At 70.2% G+C, this 19,817-nt stretch carries 12 protein-coding genes; 9 read left to right on the top strand and 3 right to left on the bottom strand.

Annotated features, from left to right (window positions below; translation table 11 throughout):
* Positions 1-43 precede the first annotated feature (43 nt).
* Positions 44-1,789 (bottom strand): FG-GAP repeat domain-containing protein, encoded by a 1,746-nt coding sequence (locus WMF27_RS46185; RefSeq protein WP_437762500.1) that lies wholly within the window; start codon positions 1,787-1,789, stop codon positions 44-46.
* 394 nt (positions 1,790-2,183) lie between these two features.
* Between WMF27_RS46185 and WMF27_RS46180 the strand changes: the two genes are divergently transcribed.
* The 3 genes from WMF27_RS46180 to WMF27_RS46170 all read left to right on the top strand — a co-directional run bounded on the left by WMF27_RS46180 (position 2,184) and on the right by WMF27_RS46170 (position 4,642).
* On the top strand, positions 2,184-2,681 hold the full coding sequence (locus WMF27_RS46180) for a hypothetical protein (RefSeq protein WP_437943689.1): 498 nt from the start codon (positions 2,184-2,186) through the stop codon (positions 2,679-2,681).
* A gap of 14 nt (positions 2,682-2,695) precedes the next feature.
* Positions 2,696-4,189, top strand: coding sequence for an aminomethyl-transferring glycine dehydrogenase subunit GcvPB (gcvPB, locus tag WMF27_RS46175; protein WP_437762502.1), 1,494 nt, complete (start codon positions 2,696-2,698; stop codon positions 4,187-4,189).
* 144 nt (positions 4,190-4,333) lie between these two features.
* Positions 4,334-4,642 (top strand): hypothetical protein, encoded by a 309-nt coding sequence (locus WMF27_RS46170; RefSeq protein WP_437548151.1) that lies wholly within the window; start codon positions 4,334-4,336, stop codon positions 4,640-4,642.
* Positions 4,643-4,799: 157 nt separating this feature from the next.
* Here the strand turns inward: WMF27_RS46170 and WMF27_RS46165 are convergent, their stop codons facing one another.
* Complete coding sequence (locus WMF27_RS46165) at positions 4,800-8,630, bottom strand: serine/threonine-protein kinase (RefSeq protein WP_437762503.1); 3,831 nt, start codon at positions 8,628-8,630, stop codon at positions 4,800-4,802.
* Between the two features lie 398 nt (positions 8,631-9,028).
* Here WMF27_RS46165 and WMF27_RS46160 point away from each other — a divergent pair, with 398 nt between their 5' ends.
* The 6 genes from WMF27_RS46160 to WMF27_RS46135 all read left to right on the top strand — a co-directional run bounded on the left by WMF27_RS46160 (position 9,029) and on the right by WMF27_RS46135 (position 18,652).
* A complete protein-coding gene (locus tag WMF27_RS46160; protein WP_437762504.1) occupies positions 9,029-10,144 on the top strand; it encodes an ABC transporter ATP-binding protein in 1,116 nt (371 codons plus the stop codon).
* Positions 10,137-11,030, top strand: a complete 894-nt coding sequence (locus WMF27_RS46155) for an ABC transporter permease (protein WP_437762505.1) — start codon at positions 10,137-10,139, stop codon at positions 11,028-11,030. The genes WMF27_RS46160 and WMF27_RS46155 overlap by 8 nt, the downstream gene beginning before the upstream one ends.
* Positions 11,027-11,857 (top strand): ABC transporter permease, encoded by an 831-nt coding sequence (locus WMF27_RS46150; RefSeq protein WP_437762506.1) that lies wholly within the window; start codon positions 11,027-11,029, stop codon positions 11,855-11,857. Before WMF27_RS46155 ends, WMF27_RS46150 begins: the two co-directional genes overlap by 4 nt.
* A 686-nt stretch (positions 11,858-12,543) precedes the next feature.
* Positions 12,544-15,372, top strand: a complete 2,829-nt coding sequence (locus WMF27_RS46145; RefSeq protein WP_437762507.1) for a TonB-dependent receptor domain-containing protein — start codon at positions 12,544-12,546, stop codon at positions 15,370-15,372.
* Between the two features lie 928 nt (positions 15,373-16,300).
* Positions 16,301-17,716, top strand: a complete 1,416-nt coding sequence (locus WMF27_RS46140) for a flavin monoamine oxidase family protein (protein WP_437762508.1) — start codon at positions 16,301-16,303, stop codon at positions 17,714-17,716.
* Between the two features lie 84 nt (positions 17,717-17,800).
* A complete protein-coding gene (locus WMF27_RS46135; protein WP_437762509.1) occupies positions 17,801-18,652 on the top strand; it encodes a carbon-nitrogen hydrolase family protein in 852 nt (283 codons plus the stop codon).
* Between the two features lie 19 nt (positions 18,653-18,671).
* On the opposite strand, the gene speB is transcribed toward WMF27_RS46135, so the two are convergent.
* On the bottom strand, positions 18,672-19,640 hold the full coding sequence (gene speB / locus WMF27_RS46130; RefSeq protein ID WP_437762510.1) for an agmatinase: 969 nt from the start codon (positions 19,638-19,640) through the stop codon (positions 18,672-18,674).
* Positions 19,641-19,817: the final 177 nt, after the last annotated feature.

Raw genomic sequence — 19,817 nt, 5'->3', positions numbered from 1 at the left:
GCGGCGGGCCGACCGCCGCGGCGGTCGGCCCTCCCCGAGCGTGTCAGTCCGCCGCGCGGACCCAGCCGTTTCGGTAGTAGTTGCCGCGGGCGGTCGGCCAGAGCAGGCAGTTCGTCGCCGATCCCGGCACCGTGTACACGTACGTGTTCGGCTCCGGGTCCGCCCCGTCCCACCCGATCTCGCGGAGCGACACGACGATCTCGATCGTCCCGTCGCCGTTCACGTCGGCGAGCGTCGGCACCGGCATCGCGCCGAGCCGCGGCAGCGCGATCCGGTGGAGGATCGTGCCGCCGGCGTCGAGGACGAAGAGGTGGCTCCTGTCCTCCTCGGTCGAGTAGGTGTTGAACACGACCTCCGGGATGCCGTCGCCCGACAGATCCCCGACCACGACGCCGCCCGTGAGCACCTGCGTGTCGTCCGTGTAGGTGACGTCCCAGAACTCGGTCTTGTCGGCGTAGACCGCGTGGATCCGCCCGTCCAGGCCCGCGAAGATCATCTCGGGCCCGGCGTGCGTCGCGTCGAGATCGGCCACGGTCACCTGCTGCGTCATGGCCACGATGTTGCCGTCGAAATCCTCGCCGCCGGACAGGTAGTCCGGCGCGTAGAACGGGCTCTCCCACCCCTCGATGCGGCTCGCGTCGTTGCGGACCGCCCACAGGCCGACGCCCTGGGACTGGTCATTCATGGCGACGTCCTCGGCCGCCGCGAGCATGATGATCTCCGGCGTGCCGTCGCCGTCGAGGTCCGCGATCGCAGGGGCCGAGTTCTTGAAATAGGCCTGCAGGTCGCTGCTGTCGCCGAAGCCCTGCTTCGCGAGCTCGAGATCGTGCATGTACCGCACGCCCGGCGTCTTCGGGCGGCCCTCGAACATGGGATTCGCGTCGAAGGCCTCTCCCGTGCCGTGATAGAACCCGGCATAGGAGTTATCCATCGGCGAGACGATGTCCTGCGATCCATCGCCGTCGAGATCGCCGATGGCCAGGTTCTGGTCGTAGCCGCCCACGATCCAGCACTCGGCGTCGTCGCTGCGGCGCGCGTCGCAGCCGATCGTCTGGCTCTCGATCGGCGGGAAGCCGGCGACCGCCGACCCGCTCGCGTGGAAGGCCATCAGGATGTCGGAGTAGTCGGGGGACCTGTCGGTGCTCGCGGCGACGACGTCGAGCTGACCGTCGCCGTCGATGTCGCCCGCGGCGAGGGAGCGGATCTCGTCGTTCCAGGTGACGGGCCAGCCGCTCACCAGCCGGCCGCTCGCGTCGAGCATGTAGATCGTGGTGCGCGCCGCGAAGACCACCTCGAGCTGCCCGTCGCCGCGGAAGTCCGCGACGATCGGGCTCGCCCAGATGCGGCCGTTCTGGCGCGACTCGTCGTACCGCCACTTCTGCTCGCCGTCGGGGCCCCAGACGACGACGTTGCCGTTGTGCGTCACCAGGATCTCCTGCTCGCCGTCGCCGTCGAGATCGGCGACCACCGGCGACCCGAGCCACGCGCTCTCGTCGTCGTCGGACAGCTGGAGGAGGAGCTGGGGCTCCGCGACGTCGGAGGAGCCGCTCGACGCCGGAGCGCACGACGCGGCGGCCGGCAGCGGCTTGGAGCCCCCACCGACGGGGGGGCGGTAGCCACCGGAACCAGAGGAGCCACTGCCGCTGCCGCTGCCGCTGCCGGTGGTGGGAGAGGTGCCGTCGAGGTTGCCGAGCTGCCCTTCGCAGGCCGCGAGGGCGAGGATGCTGGTGAAGAGAGCGATTCTACCGGGAATTACAAAACCTCGGTTGGAGACAAGGGAGTTCATCATGCCAGGGAGCTTACCAGCGCTCCGGGCCCTACAAGGAGGTGGAAGCGGAAAATTGACGCAGTCACGCACACGCCGAACGGTACGTTACGCTCCTCCTTCTGGCGCGCAGGTGGCACACGTCATTGCAGGAGGGAGGCAAGTACACGTTCGTGACGTAGCGCGCACGCGCGCTCCACCCCCGTTCCCGTTCCCGTTCCCGTTCCCCACCTCCGCTCGCGCCCCCGCGCGACGTCGGAGACGCATGGCGGGGGTATGGGTGCGGGTAGGTGCTGTGCTAGGCTCCGCCGCCATGAACGTATCGCGACGGCTTTGGATTGCTGGCGCCGCATGTGCCCTCCTGATGGGGACGACGGCGCTTGGCTGCAGCTCGAATCCCGCGCCCAAGACGGCCAAGGTGCAAGCCGGTGACATGCCCGAAGGCGGCGACTGGACGGGGGTCTATTACAGCGAGCTCTACGGCTACCTGCACCTCGTGCAGGACAACGACGCCATCGAGGGGCGCTGGATCCGCCCCGTCAAGGATCGCTGGGGCGTGCTGCACGGGACGGTGACAGGCGACCTCATCAAGTTCACGTGGACCGAGCACACCATCGGCGCGATCGGGCAGAGCGCGACCAAGGAAGGCCGGGGGTACTTCAAGTACCAGCGGCCGGAGGGCAACAACGTCGACGACCGGCTGGCGGGCGAGATCGGCCGCAACAAGGACGAGGTCGGCGAGCCCTGGGAAGCGGTCAAGCAGCGCAACATGCTCCCGGATCTGAAGTCGATCGGCGGCTCCGGCGCCTCCGACATGGGCGGCGGCGACTGGGACAGCGCCAACCAGGAGGAAGGCGCGCCCGAGCCGCCCGCCGCTCCCTCCGACGAAGCACCTGCCGAGCCCCCCGGCCTCTGACATAACAGCCCCCGATGACCCAACCGCAGCCTCGAGGCATTCAGTTCCGCGAACCCCCCATCTTCGAGCGTGGCACGCCGGGCAGGACCGGCGCGTCGCTGCCCCCGCTCGACGTGCCCGAGGTCGAGCCCGCCGCTCACTACGGCGCGCTCGCCCGCAAGGAGCCAGCCGGCCTGCCGGAGGTGAGCGAGCCGGAGGCCTTCCGGCACTTCATCCGGCTCTCGCAGTGGAACTTCTGCATCGACGGGCAGATGTACCCGCTCGGGTCGTGCACGATGAAGTACAACCCGAAGATCAACGAGTGGGCCGCGCGCATCCCCGGGTTCGCGAAGCTGCACCCGATGACGCCCGACGAGCTCAGCCAGGGCTCGCTCGAGGTGATGTGGCGCCTGCAGGAGGCGCTCTGCGAGGTCAGCGGGATGGACGGCTGCTCGCTGCAGCCCTCCGCGGGCGCGCAGGGCGAGCTCGCCGGGCTGATGATGATGCGGGCGTTCCACGAGTCGAAGGGGCGCTCGCCGAGGAAGGTGTTCATCCCGGAGAGCGCCCACGGCACGAACCCGGCGAGCTGCGCGCTCAACGGGCTCGTGGCCGTCCGGATCGAGAAGACCGCCGACGGCATCACCCACCCCGAGCAGGTCCTCGCCGCGATCGAGCGCGAGGGGTCGGACGGCGACGTCTGCGGGCTGATGATCACGAACCCGAACACCCTCGGGGCCTACGAGACGCACCTGCCGGCGATCATCAAGCTCATCCACGACAAGGGCGGGCTCGTGTACGGCGACGGCGCGAACACGAACGCGATCATGGGGCACGCGCGCCCGGGCGACGTCGGCATGGACGTCATCCACATCAACCTGCACAAGACGTTCACGACCCCGCACGGCGGCGGCGGCCCCGGCTCCGGGCCGGTCTGCTTCAAGAAGCACCTGGAGCCGTTCCAGCCCTCGCCCGTCCTCGTGCGGCGCGGCGACGCGTTCGCGTGGGACCGCGACCGGCCCCAGAGCGTCGGGCGGCTCCGGGCCTTCACGGGCAACTTCGGGATGTTCATCCGGGCGTACACGTACATCCGCGAGATGGGCGGCGACGGGCTGACGGCGGCGAGCAGCCTCGCCGTGCTCAACGCGCGCTACCTGTGGGCCAAGCTGAAGGACCACTACCTCGCGCCGGTGCCGCAGCCGTGCATGCACGAGGTGGTGCTCTCCGACAGCCAGCTGGAGAAGGAGACCGGGGTCAAGACGCTCGACGTCGCCAAGCGGCTGCTCGACTACGGCTTCCACGCGCCCACGGTCTACTTCCCGCTGGTCGTGCCCGGCGCCCTGATGATCGAGCCGACGGAGACGGAGACCCGCGAGACCCTCGACGAGTTCGTGGCCGCGATGGTCAGCATCCTCAAGGAGGCGCAGGAGACGCCGGAGGTCGTGAAGCAAGCGCCCCACGGCACGGTGGTCGGCCGCCTCGACGAGGCCCGCGCCGCGCGCCAGCCGCGCCTGCGATGGTCGAAGGCCTGAGCTCCCGGAGGAGGCGGCCCGCGGTCGGCCTCCTCCGGCGGGCGGCGCCGGCCGGCTGCGCTCCAAATTCGCGAATCTCCGCCGGACGCGACTACAATGAGCGCCGAGGGGCCGCGGTGAGGCACCTCACGGGACGAGCGACGCGTGGCCGATACCGTTGAGAATGAAGGCGACATCGAGACGATCAGCCAGACCACCCCGGTCTCGGTCGGAGACGCCGTGCGCCTCGTGTTCCGCGCCTACGACGAGGCGACCCCGCCCTTCAACATCAAGATCCGCTCCCCCTCCGGGAAGATCATCATCGAGCGCGTGCTGCGCGATCTGCCCACCGGCAAGCCGCAGAGCGCCTCCCCCGTCGAGTTCAGCGCGTCGTCCCCCGGCGAGTACAAGATCGAGATCAAGCAGCTCTACGGCAAGGCGAAGGGCACGGCCGTCCTGCGCGTGAAGCCCTAGCGCGCCCGCCGGCCCCCCTCCCCTTCCCCCTACCGTCGCCGGAGCTCACCCGCACAGGAGACGGGTCCAGCTCGGTGTTTTCGGCGCGGAAGCGTACTCTTGTACGCTGAGCACCGAAAACGCCGAGATGGGCCCGTATCCGAAGCGGGTGAGCCCGCTAGAAGCCGGGGAGGAGCATCGCGGTCATGCGGTCCGGGCTGACGATGCCCTGCTCGTGCATCCAGCCGTTCGCCGCCTCGACGGCGGCGCGGCCCTCGTCGCCCTTCAGCAGCTCGCCGTGGCGGCGCCGCGCGGCCGCGGCGTAGAGGGCCATGCCGGCGGCCTCGAAGCCGCGCACCGCGTCGGCGAGCTGCTGGACGGCCGCCTCCCCCTCGCCGCGCGCCGCGGCGATCGCGGCGCGCACCGCGGCCGCGAGCGGGTCGGCCCAGGGCATGTGCTCCGCGTCGATCTTGCGGGCGGCGCGCGTCGCCTCCTCGTACAGCGGCTCCGCGTCGGCCGGCGTGGACGCGGCGGCGGCGGCCAGCGCGGCGCAGGCCCGGAGGTGGGTGATGATGATGCGCACGGCCTGGATGCGCAGGACGAGCGAGCTCTCGAGGCCCGCCCGCTGCTCCGCGAAGAGGCGGTACGTCGCCTCGCCCTCGCCCCGGTACAGGCCGATGTGCGCGCGGGCGACGAGATCGAAGTAGCTCTGCAGCTGGAAGCCCGCCTTCGACCAGCTCCGGATGGCGTCCTGCGCCTGGCGCAGCGCGGAGTCGGGGTCGTCGCCGACGAGCCAGTAGGCGTTGCTCTGCGAGGAGCGGAGGCTCGTGGCGAGGTAGCGGTCGCCGCGCTCGTCGGCCGCCTGCAGGTACATCGGGACCCGGCGCATGAACTCGCGCGTCTCGCCGCCGTACCAGAGCGCCCAGACCGAGAAGGTGTGCGCCCAGCTCCGCTCCCACGTGACGCCGGTGCAGCGCTCGCGAAAGATGGTGTCCGCCCGGTCGAGATCGGCCGCGCCCTGCTGCCAGCGGCCGAACAGCGTCGCGGTGACGCCGCCGACGAAGCCGACGAGGCCGAGCGCGTGAGGCCTGCCGATGCGCGCCGCGATCGCGCTCGCCGTCGAGAGCAGGTCGGCGACGCGGGACGCGGACGGGCCGCCGTCGATCGCGAGGTAGCTCGCCTCGAAGGCGAGGGCGCGCGTCACGCGGTACGGCTCGCCCGCCTTGAGCGACAGGAGGAGGTTGCGCGCCTGGAAGTCGGCGCCGCGCGTGGGGTCGACGATGGCGAGCCCCATCGCCGCCGACCAGCAGACGTCGATGCGCATGAGGTCCTCGGGCGAGACCTCGTCGGCGGGGCGCTCGACGAAGTTGAGCCCGCGCAGGCGCACCTGCGCGCGCCGCAGCATCAGCGACGCGACCGCGAGCTCCGGCGTCTTCGGCACCTGCATGCCGACCGCGCCGAGCACCGAGCGCAGGCCCGCCATCCCGGCGTCGACGTAGCCGGCGCGAAGCAGGTTCTCCGCGGCCCGGCGGCCGAGATCGATCGCCTCGGACTCCGGGGCGCCGTCGCTCGCGGCCATGTAGGCCTCCGCTGCCTTGGCGCCGCGGCCCGCGCTGCTCAGGGCGTCGCCGAGCTTGGCGAGCACGACCCGCCGCTCCGCCGCGCCAGGCAGGTGGAGGTCGATCGCCATGCGGTAGAGGCGCGCCGCGTGGTCGAACGCGAACGCGGCCTCGGCGTGCTCGCCGGCGCGCACGGCGTAGCCGGCGGCGCGCTCGGAGTCCCCGGCGGCGCGCCAGTGCTCGGCCAGCGCCTCGAGCTCCGCGCGCCCCGAGGCCTCCAGCGCCAGCGCGAGCCGGCCGTGCCAGCTGCGCGCCGCCTGCTCGTCGAGCCGGCTCGCCACCGTCTCCCGGATGCGGTTGTGGAACGGCTCGAGGAACTCGTCCTGACCCGAGCCGCCGGTCCGCACGAGGTTCGCCGCGCGCAGGGCCGAGAGCACCCGCGTGAGCTCCCCGAAATCCGCCGCCATCGCGTGCGCGGCCACCGACGTCAGCACCGGCGCGCCGGCGCACACGACGAGCTCGAGCAGCAGGCGCGCCCGCGCGTCGAGCCGGCTGATCCGCGCCCAGAGGACGTCGTCGAGGCGCACCGGGCCGCCGTCGGCGTCCGGGGACATCATCCGGTGGCGCAGGAGCGCGTCGATGAACAGCGGGTGGCCGCCGGCCTCCTGCGCGATCGCCTCGATGCTGAGCGGGCGGCCGAGCTGGGTGCCGCGGAGGAGGAGCGCGCAGAGCTCCTGCGCCTCCGCGAGCGACAGGCGGTGGAGGATGATGTGCCCGAGCGAGTCGATCGGCACCCCGAGCTGCCGCGAGACGGGCGGCGCGGTCTCCGAGGCGGTCCGCACCGTGGCCACGAGCATCATCGCGCGCGGGCGCGAGGGGTCGATCAGCGCCCCCGAGGACACGGGCCCATCGAGGCCGGCGAACGAGCCGGGCCTGTTCGCGGCGTGGAGATCGGCCTCGGTCCACGGGCGCATCACCTCCGAGAGCAGCGCGACGCTGTCGGCGTCCGCCCACTGGAGATCGTCGATCGCGAGCACGAGCGGCCGCTCGGCCGCGAGCCGGCCCAGCAGCTCCCGGAGCGCGGCGAAGACGAGGGCGCGGATCTCGGGCGGGTCGATCGCCTTGCGCCGGGCGCGCGCCTCCGTGATCGCCGGGACGGTCCGGAACACCGGGAAGACCGTGCCGAGCAGGCCCGCGTTGGGCGGCAGCAGCGCCTTGACCTGCTCGGGGGGGCGGCGCACGAGGTGCCGGCTCAGCCCGTCGATGAGCTCGTCCACCGCCTTGTAGGGGACGGCCTCGCGCTCGTAGCAGCGCCCCGCGAGGACGAGCGCCTCCTTGTCGATGCGCTCCAGGAACCGGCGCAGGAGCGCGCTCTTGCCGACGCCCGACTCGCCCTCGATGAACCGCGTGACCGCGCGCCCGAGCTTCGCCTCCGCGAACGCGCCCTCGAGCGCGGCGAGCTCGCTGCGCCGGCCGACGAAGCCGATGCGCTGCGAGAGGACGGGCGGCTCCTCGATGAGCTCCTGCACCTGCAGCCGGCGCAGCACGTCGCGCGCCGTCGGCCGGGCGGCCGGGTCGATGCGGAGCATGTCCACGCAGAGCTCGTCGATGTCGGGGGGCAGGTCCTCGACGAGCCGGCTCGGCGGCGGAGGCTCCGCTCGCCGCATCATGTCGAGCGCCGCCCTGGGCGCCGTCTGGAACGGGTAGACGCCGGTCAGCGCGAGGTAAAGCATGACCCCGACACTGTAGATGTCCGCCTCGGGCCCGGCCGCCTTGGCCTCGGCCTGCTCGGGCGCCATGTAATGGAGCGTCCCGACGACGGCCTGCTCGCGCCCTACGCCGCTCGCGTCGGCGACGAAGCCGAAGTCGAGGAGGACCACCCGCTCTTCCGCGGTGACGAGGACGTTGGAAGGCTTGATATCGCGGTGAACCTTGTAGGCCGCATGCACCGCCGCGAGCCCCTGGGCGAGCTGCGCCAGGGCCGAGCGGAGGCGGGCCTCGTGGAAGGGGCGCTTGATCCGGGGCTGTGGCTCCGAGGCAGGGCCCTGCACAGCAGACCACATGGGGCTCGACGGCAGGGTCGAGCGGCGCCCGACGCTCGTGGGCTCGCCCCTCGGCCCGGCGTCGCCCTCCTCGTGGAGCCGCACGTGGACCACGAAGTCGACGCCGCGGATGAGCTCCATCGTGAAGAAGAGCTGCCCTTCTTCCTCGTGAAGCTCGCCGAGGCTGACCAGGTTCGGGTGCTGGATGTCCTGGAGCGCGCGGAACTCGTTCTTGAACCGGAGGCGCGCGTCGGCGCTCAGATTCCGGAGGATCTTGAGCGCGACCCGCCCCTTGCGCTCGCGATCGAAGGCCTCGTAGACAACCCCCATCCCGCCGCGGCCCACGACGCGAACGACCTGGAAGCGACGCGTGCCTCCAAACTCGGGTCTCGCGTTCCTCAGGCCCATGCGTGGGACCAAGAAATCACCGGCGCCGAGCGGTGGCAAGCTGCGCGTGGGGACCGCGTGGGGACCGCGCCGGGAACGCGCGGCGAACGCGCCGCGAAGCGCGCCCGAACGCGCAGGGGAAGCGCGCTCCGAGCACACTGGGCGCGCTCCAGCGGCGCGCGAGCCCTGCGCGGCGCTGGAGCGCGCCGCGAGCAGGATCGGCAGAAAGGTGGCACGCCCAGGGGAAGGGCGGTAGCGTACGCCGCCTGCGAGCGAAAGAGCCCGGCCGGGCGCGCGCCGCTCAGCCGGTCAGCCCGGCGCGCACCCAGTTGACAACGGGAGGGCATCATGGTCTGCGTAGTACGCTCCGAGGCTTCGGAAGCGGTTCGGAAAGCGCCACGCGCAAAGGGTTTGCTGGGGTGATCCAGAGGTTGAGAGACTTCTTCTCGTCGCCGGGGCAGCGCAGCATGGCGCCCCTGACCGAGAGCGCGGCCGAGCGCAACCCGGGATGCAGCCTCGTCGTAGAGAACGTCAGCAAGAGCTTCGGTAAGACACAGATACTGAACGACGTGTCGTTCACGGCGGAGGCCGGCGAGTTCGTCACGCTGCTCGGGCCTTCCGGCTGCGGCAAGACGACGCTGCTCCGCATCATCGCGGGGCTCGATCGCGCCGATCGCGGGCAGATCCTGCTCGCGGGCAGGGCGGTTGACCACCTGCCGGCGAACCGCAGGCCGGTGAACACCGTGTTCCAGAACTATGCGCTGTTCCCGCATCTGACCGTGTTCGAGAACGTGGCCTTCGGCCTGAGGTCGCGCAGCTTCCCTGATGCCGAGGTGCGCGAGCGCGTGCGTTCGAGCCTCTCGATGCTGAAGCTCGATGAGCTCGCGGAGCGGTATCCGCACCAGATCTCGGGCGGTCAGAAGCAGCGAGTCGCGCTCGCGCGCGCGGTCGTCAACGAGCCTGAGGTGCTGCTGCTCGACGAGCCGATGTCGGCGCTCGACGCGAAGCTGCGCGCCGAGGTGCAGCTCGACCTGCGCCGGCTCCAGCGCGCGCTCGGGAAGACGTTCGTGCTCGTCACGCACGATCAGGACGAGGCGATGACCGTCTCGGACCGCATCGTGCTGATGAACAAGGGCCGCATCGAGCAGCAGGGGGCGACGGCCGCGGTGTACGAGCGGCCGCAGAGCCGCTTCGCCGCCGAGTTCTTCGGCGCGGCCAACCTCATCTCCGCGCAGCGCGTCGGCGCCACGCTCGTCTTCACGACGGTGGGCGCGCTGAGGGTGCAGACCAAGCCTCAGTGGGAGTACGGCACGCTCGCGATCCACCCCGAGTGGATCGAGCTCTGCGAGAACGAGCCGGCGGAGAACGGCGTGCGCGGCGTGGTGAAGGAGAGCTTCTACCGCGGCGATCACGTGGAGCTCATCATCGAGCCCGGGCCGCTGCGCGTGCAGCTCAGCCCCCGCTCGCGGCTCAAGCCCGGCTCCTCGGTCTGGCTCGCCCTGCCCGCCGAGCGGCTCGAGGTGCTCAGTGACTGAGCCCACGGTCTGGTATGGCCAGCTCACGACGCGGCGCAGGCTCCTCGCGCGGGGGTCCCTGTTCATCGCGGGCGGCGTCTCGTGGCTGTCCGTGTTCCTCCTCTTGCCGAGCCTGGCGCTCCTCGTCGTGTCGTTCCTCAAGCGCGACGCGGACGGCGCCCTGCTCTGGGAGCTGTCGTTCGAGTCGTTCGAGCGCATCTTCGGCTCCGCGTCCGGCGAGAACGCGCGCATCCTCATCAGGAGCATCGTCCTCGCGCTGGTCGTGACGAGCGCCTCCGTGATGCTCGCCTATCCGATGGCCTTCTTCATCGCGCGCGGCTCGCGGCGCCGGCGGTTCTTCTGGCTCGCGCTCATCATCGTCCCGCTCTGCACGAACCTCGTGGTCCGCACGTTCAGCTGGAAGCTCCTCCTGTCGGCGCAGCTCCTGCCCGCCAAGCTCGCCGCCTGGCTCGGGTGGATCGACCCGGGCCGCGACGTCTATCCCAGCTGGACGGCGGTCACGATCGGCCTCGTCGCGGCCTCCCTCCCGTTCGCGGTGGTCCCCCTCTACACGAGCATCGATCGTCTCGACTGGTCGCTCGTCGAGGCCGCGCAGGACCTCTATGCGTCGCGGCTGCGCATCTTCCTCGCGGCGATCCTGCCGCAGACCCTCCCCGGCCTCAGCGTCGCAGTCCTCCTCACGTACGTCCCGGCGATGAGCGTCTTCGTGGTGAGCGACATGCTCGGCGGCGCGAAGCACTGGCTGATAGGGAACCTCATCCAGCACCAGTTCGGCCCGGGGAGGAACATCCCTTACGGCGCGGCGCTCAGCCTGGTGCTCATCGTCCTGACGCTGGGCGGCGTGTCCCTCTACCGCCGGAATGGGCGCTCCGTGGAGCTCCTGTGAAGCTCGGCCGGGGCCTCTGGCGCGCGCTGACGACGATCGCCGCCTTCCTCGGCTTCGCGCTCCTCTACCTGCCGCTCTTCGCGGTCGCCGTCTACTCGTTCAACGCCGCGGAGCGGGGCCTGCTCTGGACCGGCTTCTCGGTTCGCTGGTACCTCGATCTCTTCGCCGATCCCGAGACCAACCGGCGCGTCCTGGAGATCCGCGAGGTCGCCGTGAACACCCTGGTGCTCGGCGGCGCCTCCACGCTCATCGCGACGGTGCTCGGTACGCTGCTCGCCCTGGGGATGCACTTTCCGTGGCCGAGCTCCGTGAGTCGCGTGCTCGAGTCGATCGTGGACATCCCGGCGGTCGCTCCCGACATCACGTTCGCGGCGGTGCTGGTCATGGCGTTCAACGTGCTCCGCCGCGTGGTGGACCAGTGGTTCGAGCCCAGCATGACGACGATGATCATCGGTCATGTGACGTTCGAGATCGCGTTCGTGACGCTCATCGTCCGCAGTCGGCTCATCGCCATCGGGCCGACGCTGAGCGAGGCCGCGATGGACCTCTATGCGTCGCCGTGGATCCACTTCCGGAGGGTCACGCTCCCCCTCCTGTGGCCGGCGATCGTGGGGGGCGCCATGCTCGCGTTCACGCTGTCGCTCAACGACTTCGTGATCAGCTTCTTCACGTCCGGCCCACGCTCGGTCACGCTCCCGCTCTACGTCTACCAATCTCAGATGCGAGGCGTGCGGACCGACCTGTTCGCGATTTCAACGCTCCTCCTGAGCGGCGTGGCGGTGTCCATCGTGATCCTGGAGCGGCTCACCCGCTGGCGGCACAATTGAGCCGCCGGCCCGGGCTCGCGGCGGAGGCGGCGGAGGCGGCGGAGCTCGGTGGAGGCGGCGCGCCGGGCGCCGGGCGGCCAAGGGGCTCGCGCGCGCCGCGCGGAGCCGGGAGGACTCCTGCGCGTCAGCGCAGCGATGCACCGCCCTTGTTCACCTTGGCGCTGGGCCTGACCAGCGCTCCACCTCGCTCTGGCTCGCGCGGCCCGGCCCCGGGGCGCCGAGCTCGAGCGCTCGCCTGACGGCGCCTCCTGCGGGGCGCCGGGCCCGGACCGCGCGCCTCGCCGGGTTCCGCTCACTCTGTGATGCGCTCCGCGCACGGCGCCTACACAGCGGCGTCCACGCCGGCGTGAGGTCCACGGCCGCCTGTGCGAACAGGTTGGATCAGCTGACGGCTTACGGTAAGCTGACCCGGCAATGCGGCTGTTTCGTCCCAAGCTCGCCGGGTCTTTGCGTGACGGCTGGACCCGGCGGACGGCGCTTTGCGCTCCACTTCGACCGTTGGGAATCGAGATCGAAAGATGAGCTTTCGTCGCTCCGCACTCCTACTCATACTCGTAGCACTCCTCACATTCTCCGGTCGGCCTGCCTGGGCGGATGATCTGGCCGATGAGGCCGATCTACACTTCAGGATCGCCACGGAGCGCTATTCGGCGCGTGACTACCGGGGCGCCCTGGAGCACTTCCTGGTGTCGAACCGGCTTGTCCCGAACCGAAACGTGATCTTCAACATCGCCCGAACTTACGAGGCTCTCCAGGAGTATCCAGACGCATTTCGCTATTACGTTCAAGCGCTCGATCTCGAGCCCAACGCCGCGCGCAGGCCGGCCATCGAGGAGGCGCTCGCGCGCATCCGGCCCAACGTCGCCGTCATCAACGTGACGACGGACCCGCCCGGAGCGACGGTGTACATCAACCGCCGCGATCTCGGCGGCCGCGGCAACACGCCCCGCCTCCTCGGCTTCCAGCCCGGCAAGCACAAGATCATCGTCGATCTCGAGGGGTACGAGCCGGCGGAGGTCGAGAACGTCGAGGCGAAGATCGGCGAGCAGACGAACGTCGCGGTCAAGCTGAAGCGCATCGTCGGGACGGTGCGCGTGGTCGGTGAGATGGCGGGCACGACGGTGCGGGTCAACGACGCGGGCGGCCCCCCGGCGTGCACCGCGCCGTGCGATCTCACGCTGCCTCCTGGCCGGCACCGCCTCTACCTTTCGCAGGAGGGGTATCAGCCGTCGGAGCAGGACGTGAACGTGGCGGCCGCGAGCACGGTGACCGCGCGTTACCGGCTCAACCCGCTCACCGGCAGCCTCGTCGTCAACGCGGATGAGCGCGACGCGCTCGTCGAGGTCGACGGGAAGCCGATGGGCTTCACGCCCGCGGTCCTCAACGTGCAGAGCGGCCAGCGCCGCGTGCGCGTCTCGCTGCGCGGCTTCCGCCCGGTCGAGCAGTCGGCCAACGTGGTGGCCGGACAGCAGACCCGGATCGACATCTCCCTCCGGCAGCTCGAGGAGGTCGAGGCCGCGTCGCGTACGGCGGAGGCCGTCGAGGACGCGCCCGGCTCGGTCACCATCATCTCGGGCCAGGAGCTCCGCGCGATGGGGTATCCGACCGTCGCCGAGGCCTTGAGGGGCATGCGCGGCGTCTACACGACGTACGACGGCTCCTACTCCTGGGTCGGCATCCGCGGGATCAGCATCCCCGGCGACTACAGCAACCGCGTGCTCGTGCTGCTTAACGGGCACTCGATCAACGACACGTGGGACGGCCTCGCCTTCGCCGATCAATCGGCGCGCACCGACCTGGAGGACGTCGAGCGGATCGAGGTCGTCCGTGGCCCGGGCTCGCTGCTCTACGGTACGGGCGCGTTCGTCGGCGTCATCAACATCGTGACCAAGGGCCGCCCGACGTCGTTCGGCGCGGGCGTCGGCGTGGGCGCGGCGCAGCACGGCTTCATCCGGGGCCGCGGCCAGGTGCAGGTGCCCTTCGGGCGCGACTCCGGCATGTGGCTGTCGGTCGCCGGCGGCCACGGTCAAGGGCGAGACTACTTCCTGCCGATCCCGGAGGGACTCGAGAACAAGTGGAAGGACAAGGATGCCAACGCCCGCGGCGCGGACCACTTCAATGTCGGGACGGTCCAGGGGCGGCTCTGGTACAAGTCCCTCTCGGCGCAGGTGTCCTACAACGACCGCAAGAAGGCGCTCCCGACCGGCGCAAACTTCACCATGGTCGGCGACGACAGGACGTTTTACCGCGACAGGCGCGGGTTCGCCGAGCTCACGTTCTCGCCGCGGTTCTCGGATAGCTTCTCGATGACGACCCGCGTGGCCGTCGACATGCAGCTCTACAATGACACGCTGTGGCTGTCCGAGGCCCAGGTGGCCGATGAGCAAACGATTTCTGACGTCGAGCAGTACCAGGACACGTGGCTGCTCGCGGACCAGCGCTTCGAAATCTCACCGTTCCGCGAGCTGAAGGTCACCGTCGGCGCCGAGGGCCAGGTACACCTGCTCGGCAGGATGCGCATCGAGGAGAAGGTTTGCGGTCTTCTTCCTCCGTGCACCGACACGCTCGTGCTGCCCGTCGGCGACCTCGACCCCAACGACGAGAATCTGTTCGACTCGCACCCTTACCAGATCCTCGCCGGCTACGGCGTTGTCGACTTCGTCCCGTCCGACCGCGTCCGCGTCTCCGCGGGTGCTCGTATCGATTACTACAACTATGGAGAGGACGGTCTCAGCTTCAACTCCGGGATCAGCCCGCGCATCGCGCTCGTCGTCAAGCCCTACGAAGGGGGCAACCTGAAGGTCACCGGCGGCCGCGCGTTCCGCGCTCCGCCCATCTACGAGCTCTTCCTGCAGGTGCCCTCGAGCAACTTTGCCCCGGGGTACGAACCGGAAAAGAACGCGTCGGTCGATCCCGAGAGCGTGCTCTCGGGAGAGGTCGAGTTCACGCACCGGCTCTCGTCCACGCTCTCGTTGCTCGGCGCGGGGTACGTGAACTACATGACCGACATGATCGCGCAGACCGGCGACTTCACGCCGGCGCTGCCGGGGAGGTACGACAACACCAAGGAGCCGATCCTCGTGCTGGGCGGGGAGGCCGAGCTGCGCCGCGAGTGGCGCCAGGGCTGGATGGCCTCTCTCTCCTACTCCTATTCACGGGCGCGGTACCTCGATAAAGGAGACGTCGACGATGAGCTCAAGAAGGTGCCCAACTCGCCGGAGCACATGGCCGCCGTCAAGGGAACCGTGCCGCTGTTCGGAAAGGCCCTGATGCTGTCGACGCGCCTCACCGTCGAGTCGTCGCGCATCGACAAGAACCTGACGGAGACCGACCCCGCGGTGATCTGGGACGTCGTCCTCTCCGGCCAGACGGACGTGGCCGGCCTCCGCTACAACATGGGCGTCTACAACGTCGCCGACTGGGAGTACGAGGCCCCCATCTCGCCCCAGTTCACGGCGACCAGGATGCCGCAGGCAGGCCGCACCTTCCTCCTCTCTGCCAACCTGAACTTCTGATCATCGCGCGGCCGTCCTGGCCGCGCGCTCTCCACCTCACGCCCATCACCCCTCGGCGCTCCGCCCCCGCGCCGCCCTGCTCGACCGCGGCGCAGGGCGGCCCGCGAGCGCGTGGCCTCGCGCCCCGCGGGCCATCGGGCGGCGTCGCCCTGGCGGCCTCATCCATTCCAGGCGTGGCGCGAGCCACACCTGCGCCACCGTTCCACGCTGGCAGGAGCTCCACCGCCGCACGCGGTTCGCGCCACGCTCGAATTCAGCGTCTCGCGTGAACTCAGCGCCTGGACCGGCCTCGCGTGTCATGCAGCGCTCTCGTGTGTTTCGTTGCACGACGCAAATCGTGCGCCGGGGCGCAAATCACGCACGATCCTCCGCATTCCACGCTCGAGGCGCGATGGTGTGGAGCGGTGCGCTCGCCTCATGACCGTCGTCGACAAAGCCGCGATCTGACGATGCGCGGCCACGTAACACGTAACCGAGACCAAGTGACCACATCATCGGACGCCCGCACCTCTCGTCGCGAGCGGCGCGGTCATGATTTTGCTTGAAAGCAAAACATCGCTTGTCCATCATGGTCACTCGTGAATATCTGCTCCTCGACCTCGGATCACGCGGCACACGGCGCGCGCGGCCCGGAGCGACGGCGGAACAACGGGCGCGCCGCTCGGCGGATCGCGCCGCGACCAGGAGCGACCAGGAGAGCGATGGGCGCCGATTTTCGCGCCGAACCCTAGGTCACGAGAGGAGCGCGCGTCGGGTATGTCGCCCGCGGCGCGCCGCCTTGAAGGCGTTTTTGCCAACCTGACCATCGTCAGCCAGCCCGAGCAAGAGGTCCATGTTGCCCGACCGCCCGATCGATGTCCCCGAGCAGTCGTTCGCTTCCGTCTACGACCGGCGTCGCCTCGCGGCCGCAGGGGAGATGTTGCCACAGATGTGGGACACTCTACCTGAGTGGCCGAGCGTCGGCGGCGGGCGCCGTGTCATCGTGCTCGGCGGCGGGATTTCAGGGCTGTGCACCGCATGGTCGCTGCGGAAGGCCGGGTTCGACCCGATCATCCTCGAGCGGAATGACCGTGTAGGCGGCCGCTTCTACACGCTCCGGAACCACTTCGGCGACCAGTACGCGGAGCTCGGCGTCACCCGGATCGCCGACACCCACGTCCTCACGCTGGCCTATGCGCGCCACTTCGGGCTGGAGATCCTCGAGTATCCGCTCGACGCGACGCAGCTGTACTACGTCATGGGCCATCGCTTCCTGAGCACCTCGCGGGGCAAAGCGCACTATCCTGCCGACTTTCCGCTCTCTCCGGAAGAGCGGGACATCGACGCGGAGTCCCTCAACCTGCAGCTCGCGGCGAAGGCGTTCTCGGTGATCGGCGACCCGCGGGACACGCAGTGGCCACCGGCCACCGTCCGCAAGGACTTCTCGGGCGAGACGTTCTTCCGCAGCCTGGATCGGACCGGGGCCTCGCACGCCGCGAGGGAGATCTGCCGCGCGTACGAGGGGACGGAGATCGAAATGTTCAGCGGCCTCGCCTGGTCGGCGAACCAGCGGCTCGACGCCAAGTGGTTCCACACCTACGCGATCGCCGGCGGGAACGACCGGCTGACCACCGCGTTCGCCGACGATCTCGGCGATCGCATCCTCAAGGGGGCCCATGTGCAGCGGGTGATCTCCCGCGAGGACGGCGTGACCGTCGAGTTCCTCAGGAACGGAGACCCCGAGACGATCGAGGGCGACTTCGTGGTGTGCGCGCTCCCCCACCGCATCCTGCTCGAGGTCGCGTTCGACCCGCCGCTCTCCGGCCCGAAGCACCGCGCCGCGTCGGAGATCCCGATGTTCACCGTCACGCGCCTCAACTTCCAGTTCTCGCACCGGTTCTGGGCGGACGAGGGCATCGTCGGGCTGCTCGCGGCCTGCACGACCACGCCCATCGAGCGTCTGTGGGACCTGACCTCGCTCCAGTCCGGCACCTCGGGCATCCTCACGGCCTACGTGCAGGACCGCAACGCCGCGGCGCTCGACGAGCTGCCCACCGCGGCCGATCGCATCGAGTTCGGGCTCAAGACGATGGAGTCGTTCTTCCCGAACGCCCGGCAGTACTTCCAGAAGGGGCTGTCGTTCTCGTGGCACCACCAGCCGTACACGCGAGGCGGCTGGCCCGCGTACCGGCCCGATCAGACCGACCTGATCGCGGATCTCCAGCGCGGCGAGGGGCGCATCGTCTTCGCGGGCGATCACACGTGTCTCTACACGGGCTGGGCGCAGGGTGCCCTCGAGTCGGCGCACTTCGCCACGGCCGAGGTGATCGCGGCGGCTCGCGGGTCGATCGAGCCGACCACCTGAGCGAGCTCGCCAGGCGCCCCCCGGCGCGACGTTCGCGACGCCCCTCGGACGCACGCCGCAGAGGGGGTGTATAACGTCGCTTGTATGGCTCGCCTCCTCCACGTCATCGGAGTCCAGTCCCGGCCCGTGCCCGGCGACCCTGCTGCGACGCTCGAGAAGCTCGAGCGCGAGGTGCAGGCGCTGGGGGCCTCGTTCCCCGAGGCGCAGCTCTACCTGTTTCCCGAGCTGTGGCTCACGGGGGATCACCCGTTCCGCCACACTTCTCCGCCGCACGAGCTCGCCCAGCCGATCCCGGGGCCGCTCACGAAGCGGCTCGGCGCGATCGCGCGCAGGGCCGGGAGGTGGCTCTGCGCCGGGTCGATCTACGAGCGCGCGGGCGACAAGCTGCACAATACCGCGCTCGTCTTCTCGCCGAGCGGCAAGCTCGTCGCGCGGTACCGCAAGCTCTATCCCTGGATGCCCTTCGAGACCTGTGCGCCGGGCGATGAGCCCGCGCCCGTGTTCGACATCCCGCGCGTCGGCCGGCTGGGGCTCATGATCTGCTACGACGGCTGGTATCCCGAGGTCGCGCGCGGCCTGGCGCTGCGCGGCGCCGAGGTGATCCTGCACCCGACGCTCACCACGACGCCGGATCGCGAGGAGGAGCTCGTGCTCGCCCGCGCCCGCGCGATCGAGAACCAGTGTTATGTGGTGAACGTGAACGCCGCGGTGGAGATCGGCGGCGGGCGCTCCATCGCGGTCGATCCCGAGGGCCGCGTCCTCTTCCAGGGCGGCTCCGGGGAGGAGTACCTCGGGGAGGTGCTCGATCTCGACCGCGTCCAGGCGGTCCGCGCGCACGGCACGCGCGGGCTCAACCGGGTGCTCCGCCAGTTCACCGAAGACTCGCCAGAAGCGGTCTTCGCGCCGTACCGAGCGCGCCGCCGGACACGCGCGTAGAGCCGACGCAGAGCGGCGGTCACCCGGCCGACTCCCTTGCTTTCTGAGCGCCAGGCCGGCACGCGATGAGCCCGAGCCCCTCCTGCGCGATCGTCGCGCCAGCCAGCGCCGTGATCTCACCCACGTCGTACGCGGGCGCGACCTCCACGACGTCCATGCCGACGAGCGCGATGCCCTGGAGCCCCCGCAGGATCTCCAGCGCGACCGCGGTGGACATCCCCCCGCAGACCGGCGTGCCGGTGCCGGGCGCGAAGCTCGGGTCGAGGAAATCGATGTCGAACGTCAGGTAAACCTCGTGGTCCCCGACGATGTTGCGAACGTGCTCGATCACCGCCCTCGCGCCATGGCGATGAACCCAGGGCGCGTCGAGCACCTGGAAGCCGAGCGTATCGGCGTTGTAGGTGCGGAGCCCGATCTGCGCCGAGCGGCTGGGCTCCACGAGGCCCTCCCGCGCCGCGTGGAAGAACATGGTGCCGTGATCGACCCGACCCGAACCGACCTCGTCGCTCCACGTGTCGGAGTGAGCGTCGAAATGGATCAGCGAGAGCTTCCCGCGGCGCTTGGACACGGCGCGCAGGATCGGGTAGCTCACGAAGTGATCCCCCCCGATCGAGAGGGGCGTCACCCCGGCGTCGAGGATCCGGCCGATGTGCTCCTCGATGGCGACAGGGCTCTCCTCCGGACGCCCGTAATCCCAGACGCAGTCGCCATAGTCCACCACGGCGAGCCGGTCGAGCGGATCGAACTCGTAGCCGTAAGGGCGGCTCCACGCGAGGTGCGCCGAGGCCTCCCGCACCGCGCGCGGGCCGAAGCGCGTCCCTGGGCGGTTGCTGGTCGCCGTGTCGAGCGGGATGCCGGTGACCGCCACATCGACGCCGGTCAGGTCGCGCGTGTACTTGCGGCGCAGGAAGGAGAGCGCGCCGCTGTAGGTCGGCTCGCGCCGGACGCCATAGAGGCCATCGGCCGTGAACGCGTTGTCTACGACCATGCCTCTCGCGCGAGACGTGGTCTTGGAGCGATGATCTTCCATAGAGGTCCTTACGTTCAGATCGACGCCCTCCACCTCGTCGCGTCGGGCGCCCTGGGCGCGATGCGCTCCGGTGGCAGCGAGCTACGCCGCGCGCCAGCCGGGCTCGTCGCGCGCGCGTCGGGGACGCGCCGGCGA

It is taken from the genome of Sorangium sp. So ce281 (genome assembly GCF_051527395.1).
Lineage (GTDB): Bacteria > Myxococcota_A > Polyangia > Polyangiales > Polyangiaceae > Sorangium > Sorangium cellulosum_B.
Note: the sequence above shows the minus strand (reverse complement) of the source record. Positions and strands in the feature narration are given on the sequence as shown.

Bases quoted from the DNA above. Each gene is read 5' to 3' on its own strand.
- WMF27_RS46185 (WP_437762500.1), bottom strand. From the start codon at position 1,789: ATGATGAACTCCCTTGTCTCCAACCGAGGTTTTGTAATTCCCGGTAGA.
- gcvPB (WP_437762502.1), top strand. From the start codon at position 2,696: ATGACCCAACCGCAGCCTCGAGGCATTCAGTTCCGCGAACCCCCCATC.
- WMF27_RS46165 (WP_437762503.1), bottom strand. From the start codon at position 8,630: ATGGGCCTGAGGAACGCGAGACCCGAGTTTGGAGGCACGCGTCGCTTC.
- WMF27_RS46140 (WP_437762508.1), top strand. From the start codon at position 16,301: ATGTGGGACACTCTACCTGAGTGGCCGAGCGTCGGCGGCGGGCGCCGT.
- WMF27_RS46135 (WP_437762509.1), top strand. From the start codon at position 17,801: ATGGCTCGCCTCCTCCACGTCATCGGAGTCCAGTCCCGGCCCGTGCCC.
- speB (WP_437762510.1), bottom strand. From the start codon at position 19,640: ATGGTCGTAGACAACGCGTTCACGGCCGATGGCCTCTATGGCGTCCGG.